This is a genomic window from Pedobacter miscanthi (genome assembly GCF_003315595.1).
In the GTDB taxonomy this organism is placed as follows: Bacteria; Bacteroidota; Bacteroidia; order Sphingobacteriales; family Sphingobacteriaceae; genus Pedobacter; species Pedobacter miscanthi.
Genome location: NZ_QNQU01000010.1, coordinates 227863 through 235151 on the forward strand (window position 1 = coordinate 227863; position 7289 = coordinate 235151).

Consider the following 7289-nt stretch of genomic DNA (forward strand, 5'->3'; position numbering starts at 1 on the left):
TTTTCTGCCTGTTTAATTTTTTCAGAAAAAACAAACTTTTTAACTTGAAAAATCATTAAAACCCGAAGAAAGCACTTAATTTTATCTATAGGATATTAGCATTAGAACAGGGTATCATTTCAAAGAAAAAATTAATTCTGCCTTACCTGCTTAAATGTGCCGTTGGGTTGTACAAACGAAACCGACAAAGGTTTTGACATGCCTTCTTTCTTTTCGAACTTTAAACTAAAACCCTTTAAATTTTTAAAATTAAAAGTATCGCTTCCAACTGAAACGGTTTCATATTCGGGCTGGCCAGGTACGGAAACAAATAAAACTCTACCTTTTAAATAAACTTTTACCATCCCCTTTTCGCCATAACTACCGGTATAATTTTCTAATTCTAAAGCACTTAATTCAACCATTCTCGGCTTGAAATTAAAAATGGTTGGCTTCAATCCCTTTTCGAGCGGAATACTGATGCTTTCAATTTTACCATCTGCCCCACTGATAAAATTAAACCGAAGATCACTTACTGCAGTGTCAATTTTACCATTTTTATCAATACCACTGATACTGAACACATCGTAATGATAGTGCCTGAGCAAAAGTTTTTCCTTTCCCATTACAGCAAAAAGTGAATCATTTTTAAACGATACACTGATTACCCCATAAGCAGGATTATCGAACAAACCATCATAATCTTTTAAAGGATGCGAAGGTTTGGTATTTAAAACATGGGCATTTTCTGCTGTTTTCTTTGCAGCATTTTCTCTTTTTTTCGCTTCAGCTTTTTCCTTGTTCGCCCTGCCATTCCAGTCGATGTTTTTTAGCCCTAACAATCTGTCGGCAATGCTACTGAATACAATTTTCGGAACAGCAGAGGCGTTTTGATTCGTTAACACCACAATCCCTAATTTATCGGTAGGAAAAAAGGATACACTTGCCGAGAAACCATTGATATTGCCTCCATGCTCCACCATATAATGTCCACGATAAGAACTGATCATCCAGCCAAAACCGTAAGTAGAAAGGTAAATATCATCGTCTTCTGCCGGTAAACCACCACCCATCGACATTTGAGAACTGGCTGCCTCTGCAATATAAGATGCTGATAAAATCTCTTTCCCTTTATACTGCCCGCCATTGATCCAAACCTTTAACCAGTGAGTCATATCATTTACACTGCTATTGATGCTCCCTGCAGGCCCCATTCCGTCGATATTGAAATAATCAATCTTTTCGATGGCGCCTTTATCATTTACCATATAAGGCAAAGAGGCTTCGCTGTTTTTTTCGAATTCGAAAATGTTTGTATTAGAATGGCTCATCTCCAGCGGATCAAAAAACTTTTCTTTAATGTTCTGCTCCCAGGTTTTTCCGGTCAGTTTTTCTACAATCATGCCCTGGGCCAAAAACATGAAATTATTGTACTGCCATTTCTCGCGGATGCCAGCTGTTGGTTCCATATAACGCACCCTGTGTATGATGCTATCGCGGTTGGAGGTGTTGAATATGAACCAGGATAAATCGTAACGTGATAAACCTGTACGATGGCACATCATATCGCGCACCGTAATCTGGTTATTCATATTATCATTATAAAACTTTAGTTGCGGCAGATAAGAAGTTGCAATACCATCGTACGACAGCTTTCCTTCTTTCTGCAATAAACCGATAAGCGATGAGGTAAAAGCCTTAGTACTCGAACCAATGGCAAAGAGTGTATTCGGCGTAACCGGTTTCTTATTTTCCACATCACGGTATCCGAAACCTTTACTATAAATTACCTGATCGCCTTTTACAACTGCAACTGCGAAACCGGCCACCTTTTGATCTTTTAATACCCTGTTTAATAAGGTATCGATCCCCGCTAAAGGATCGCCAGTTTTTTGCTTTTTTGATTGAGCGAGAGAAGACAGTGCAATCAGGCATAGCAAGGATACATTTAGGATACGTTTCATTAAATTTAGGTGAGATGATTTGAGCCTAAATTACAAATGAAATATTAGAAAAGGTGAATACTTCAAACTATTTACTTAGTAAGCCAGGAAAAAATCTTTAAGTAAAACTTTGTATTCCTGCGTATGCTCCTTTAAAGACTCATAAATATTGAAATCACTTTCATTTAAAAACACTTCTCCTTTTTTTAAACAGATGATCTGCCTGAAAGTAGGTTTATTTTTATCAGAATGAATATTGACGCGTTCGGCAAGTGATAAACCATAACGGGAAGCGATATCGATCACTTCATCTGCTTGTTTTATCGGGAGAATGAACCAGATTTGAGCTTCATCAGCCAAAAGCGAGTGTGATTTTTCTACCAGCAGACTAAAAAAATCTTCATCGGCATGCCGGGCAATGCCTTTTCTGATTTCTTCGTTCTTTAAATCATTTACAAAAAAAGGTGGATTGGAAACAATCAGGTCAAATTGTTCCTTATTGTTATATTGTTCAATTGAAACATGGTTAATATTCAGTCGCTTACTGAAAACTGATAACTGAAAGTTTCTACACGCAGTTTCGGCAGCTTGCTGATCAATTTCTACTGCTTCTATACATGCATCAGGAAAACGTTGCGCCAGCATTAAAGCAATTACACCCGTTCCGGTTCCGATATCCAGGATCCTTTTTGGCGAAGGATGAGAAACTGTTGCACCAAGCAATACTCCATCAGTATTGATTTTCATGGCGCAGCCTGTTTGGTCTACATCGAATTGTTTGAATTTAAAAATACTCATCCTAAATTTCATATAATTCTAAAGGCAAACCATCCGGATCGGCAAAAAAAGTAAACCTTTTATCCGTAAATTCATCAACGCGGATCGGCTCCGTTACAATTCCCTGTTCGTTTAATCTTTCAATTTCTTTTTCGATATCCGTTACCTCAAAAGCCAGATGACGCAAACCCTGTGATTCTGGCCTCGACGGCCTTGCAGGAGGATTTTCAAACGAAAAAAGCTCGATCTGATACACACCATTTACCGCCAGATCGAGTTTGTACGATTTTCTTTCTGCCCGGTAAACCTCGGCCAGAACTGTAAAACCCAATTTATTTACATAAAAATCTTTCGATTTTTCGTAATCAGAACAGATAATGGCAATGTGGTGGATACGAAGCATAAAAGTTAATAATTGAATTTTGAATAACAGAATGAATGATAGAATGATAAATGGATTATTGAATTACAAAGCAAAGTTGCAAAATATCCTTATTAGTTAACCAAAATTCTTTCTTGCTTTAAAGTATTAAATTATCTATACACATTCTTTCATTTCAAAATTCATTGATTCAATCATTACTTATTCAATCATTCAAAATTCTATCAATCATTCCATGATTCATTCTGTCATTAAATTTAAAAACGCTATTTTTGCAACTTCAAAAAAAAAGCATGATTCATTTCTTCCATTGTCATCCTGAGCCTGGCGAAGGGCAATCGAAGGCGATTTTTGTTCTACAAACAGACAAAGCGCTTTCTACCACTGATATTACTAAACTCGAATGGTTATTTGGCGGCGCCAAAATGTCGCAGGAAACAGCCCTAACCGGCTTTTTCGTTGGGCCAAGAGCAGCAATGATTACTCCCTGGAGCACCAATGCAGTAGAGATTACCCAGAACATGGACATGCAGGGAATCATCAGGATAGAAGAATTTAAGCAGGTTGACGAGGATTTTTCAGATTATGATCCGATGCTTTCTCAAAAATACAACCAACTGGATCAGGAGGTTTATACCATCAATATCAAACCTGAACCGATTTTAGAAATCACCGATATTACAGCATACAATAAACAAGAAGGACTTTCTTTAAGCGATGAAGAGGTTGATTATTTAAACTCACTGGCGCAAAAACTGGAAAGACCATTAACCGATTCGGAAGTTTTTGGTTTCTCGCAGGTAAATTCAGAACACTGCCGTCACAAAATTTTCAATGGTAAATTCGTAATTGATGGTGTTGAGCAACCTACTTCGTTATTTAAGCTGATCCGCAAAACTTCTGAAGAAAATCCCAACGATATTGTTTCTGCTTATAAAGATAACGTAGCTTTTATAAAAGGCCCTAAAGTACAGCAATTTGCACCTAAACGTGCTGATGAGCCTGATTTTTATACCACAAGCGATTTCGAGTCGGTAATTTCACTAAAAGCAGAAACCCATAATTTCCCAACTACTGTTGAACCTTTTAATGGGGCGGCTACAGGTTCGGGAGGTGAAATTAGGGACCGTTTAGCTGGCGGACAAGGTTCGTTACCTTTGGCAGGAACAGCGGTTTACATGACAGCCCTTTCGCGCTTAGAAGATAACCGTCCATGGGAAAAAGGCGTTGAAGAAAGAGAATGGTTATATCAAACCCCAATGGATATCCTGATCAAAGCATCAAACGGCGCTACCGATTTTGGAAATAAATTCGGTCAGCCACTGATTACAGGTTCAGTTTTAACTTTCGAACACGAAGAAGAAGACAGAAAATTAGGTTTCGATAAGGTAATTATGCTTGCCGGGGGTGTTGGTTATGGTAAAGCCAGCCAGGCACAAAAGCTTAAACCACAGGAAGGCGATAACATCGTTATTTTAGGTGGCGAAAATTATAGGATCGGAATGGGCGGTGCAGCAGTTTCATCTGCAGATACTGGTCAGCATGGTACTGGGATTGAATTAAATGCGATACAGCGTTCGAACCCTGAAATGCAGAAACGTGCGGCAAATGCGGTGCGTGGCATGGTAGAAAGCGATCATAATTCGATTATCTCGATCCACGATCACGGTGCAGGCGGTCACTTAAACTGTTTATCAGAACTGGTTGAAGAAACCGGTGGTTTAATCGACTTAGATAAATTGCCGGTTGGCGACCCTACCCTTTCGGCCAAAGAAATTATCGGTAACGAATCGCAGGAAAGAATGGGATTGGTAATCGGTAACGAACATATCGAAACTCTTCAAAAAATAGCCGATCGCGAACGTTCGCCAATGTACACTGTGGGTAAAGTAACCGGCGATCACCGTTTTACCTTTAAATCAGCAACAACCGGTTTAAAACCGATGGATTTAGAACTGGCCGCTATGTTTGGCAGTTCTCCAAAAATCGTAATTGAAGATCAGACGATCGATCGCAATTACGAAGCTGTTACGTATAACAATAACGAATTAAACACCTATTTAGAGCAGGTGCTTCAGTTAGAAGCAGTTGCAGCTAAAGATTGGTTAACCAATAAAGTAGACCGCTGCGTGGGTGGCCGTGTAGCCAAACAGCAATGCGCAGGTCCGTTACAGTTACCGTTAAACAACTGTGGTGTAATGGCTTTAGATTTTCAGGGTAAAGAAGGTATTGCCACTTCGGTTGGTCATGCGCCACTTTCTGCCCTGATCGATCCTGCAGCAGGTAGCCGCAATGCCATTGCCGAATCACTTTCGAACATTGTTTGGGCACCTTTAAAAGATGGTTTAAAAAGTGTTTCACTTTCTGCCAACTGGATGTGGGCCTGTAAAAACGAAGGTGAAGATGCCCGTTTATATGCAGCCGTAAAAGCCTGTTCTGATTTTGCCATCGATTTAGGAATCAACATCCCAACCGGAAAAGATTCACTATCGATGAAACAGAAATACAAAGATGGTGATGTGATTGCACCCGGTACGGTGATTATTTCTGCAGGCGCTAACTGTGATGATATTACCAAAGTAGTGGAACCGGTATTACAGAAAAATGGCGGATCAATTTATTACATCAACTTATCAAACGATACTTATAAATTAGGCGGTTCATCTTTCGCGCAGATTTTAAACAAAATCGGCACAGAAACCCCTGACGTTAAAGATGCCGGTCAATTTAAAACGGCTTTTAATACCCTACAGCAATTAATTAAGGAAGATAAAATCCAGGCTGGTCATGACATCGGTAGCGGAGGTTTGATTACCACCCTATTGGAAATGTGTTTTGCTGATCGTGATTTAGGTGCATCGATTGATTTATCTTCATTGGCAGAAGCCGACAGCATTAAAGTATTATTTGCAGAAAACATTGGTATTGTATTCCAGGCTGATGCGTCGGTTGAAGAAACCTTTACACAAGCTGGTATAACTTTTCATAAAATCGGTGAAGTAAACCAAACAGCTAAATTGGAAGTTAAAAATGCTGCAGATAACTTCAGCTTTGATATTGATCATTTACGTGATGTTTGGTTCAAAACTTCATACCTGTTAGATAGCAAACAAACTGGTAATGGTTTAGCCAAAGAACGTTACGATAATTACAAAAACCAGGTTTTAAATTATACTTTCCCTACCCAATTTGATGGCAAAAAACCGGTAATCGATGCAACTAAACCACGTCCAAAAGCGGCCATTATCCGCGAAAAAGGAAGTAACTCAGAGCGCGAACTGGCCAATGCCATGTATTTAGCCGGTTTTGATGTGAAAGACGTACACATGACCGACTTAATCACTGGCAGGGAAACTTTAGAAGATATCCAGTTTATCGGTGCTGTTGGTGGTTTCTCCAATTCCGATGTTTTAGGATCGGCAAAAGGCTGGGCTGGTGCATTTTTATACAACGAAAAAGCAAGGTTGGCTTTAGAGAAATTCTTTGCCCGTCCTGATACTTTATCGGTTGGTGTTTGTAACGGTTGCCAGTTATTTGTGGAGTTGGGCTTAATCAATAAAGACCATGCAGAAAAACCTAAAATGCTGCACAACAAAAGTGGCAAACACGAAAGTATTTTCACTTCTTTAACCTTACAGGAAAACAATTCGGTAATGTTATCAACCCTGGCCGGAAGCACATTAGGGGTTTGGGTATCACATGGTGAAGGAAGATTCTCGCTACCTTATACAGAAGATAAATATAAAATCGTAGCAAAATATGCTTACGAAAGTTATCCGGCAAGTCCGAATGGCTCTGATTACAACACCGCAATGATGTGTGATGAAACCGGCCGTCACCTGGTGATGATGCCGCACATTGAGCGTTCATTGTTCCAATGGCACTGGGCAAATTATCCGAAGGGTCGTAAAGACGAAGTTTCGCCTTGGATGGAAGCCTTTGTAAATGCACGTAAGTGGATTGAAAATAAAGGATAAACATTGATGGAAGATGTAAAATGGATGATGGAGTTAAAAACCATCATCCATTTTTTGTTTAAAAGCCGTCGTCATGCTGAATTTATTTCAGCATCTATCATGCTAAATAGACCCTGAAACAAGTTCAGGGTTGACGATCTGCAAGAACAAAAAAACGGCCCGGGCATCACCCAAACCGTTTCAATTGAACCCATGGTCTGTGTCCCCACCAATGCTATTAACTTAAGCTAT

General features: G+C 39.4%; 4 protein-coding genes. 1 reads left to right on the forward strand and 3 read right to left on the reverse strand.

The window, feature by feature from the left end:
- Positions 1 to 131 precede the first annotated feature (131 nt).
- From DRW42_RS13780 to gloA2, 3 genes are all read right to left on the reverse strand, one after another.
- Positions 132 to 1943, reverse strand: coding sequence for a serine hydrolase (locus DRW42_RS13780; RefSeq protein ID WP_113949392.1), 1812 nt, complete (start codon positions 1941 to 1943; stop codon positions 132 to 134).
- A gap of 75 nt (positions 1944 to 2018) precedes the next feature.
- A complete protein-coding gene (locus DRW42_RS13785) occupies positions 2019 to 2732 on the reverse strand; it encodes a tRNA1(Val) (adenine(37)-N6)-methyltransferase (RefSeq protein WP_341866232.1) in 714 nt (237 codons plus the stop codon).
- Positions 2722 to 3102 (reverse strand): SMU1112c/YaeR family gloxylase I-like metalloprotein, encoded by a 381-nt coding sequence (gloA2, locus tag DRW42_RS13790; protein WP_113949393.1) that lies wholly within the window; start codon positions 3100 to 3102, stop codon positions 2722 to 2724. Before gloA2 ends, DRW42_RS13785 begins: the two co-directional genes overlap by 11 nt.
- Before the next feature lie 272 nt (positions 3103 to 3374).
- On the opposite strand from gloA2, the gene purL reads away from it, so the two are divergent.
- Positions 3375 to 7058, forward strand: coding sequence for a phosphoribosylformylglycinamidine synthase (purL, locus tag DRW42_RS13795; RefSeq protein WP_113949394.1), 3684 nt, complete (start codon positions 3375 to 3377; stop codon positions 7056 to 7058).
- Positions 7059 to 7289: the final 231 nt, after the last annotated feature.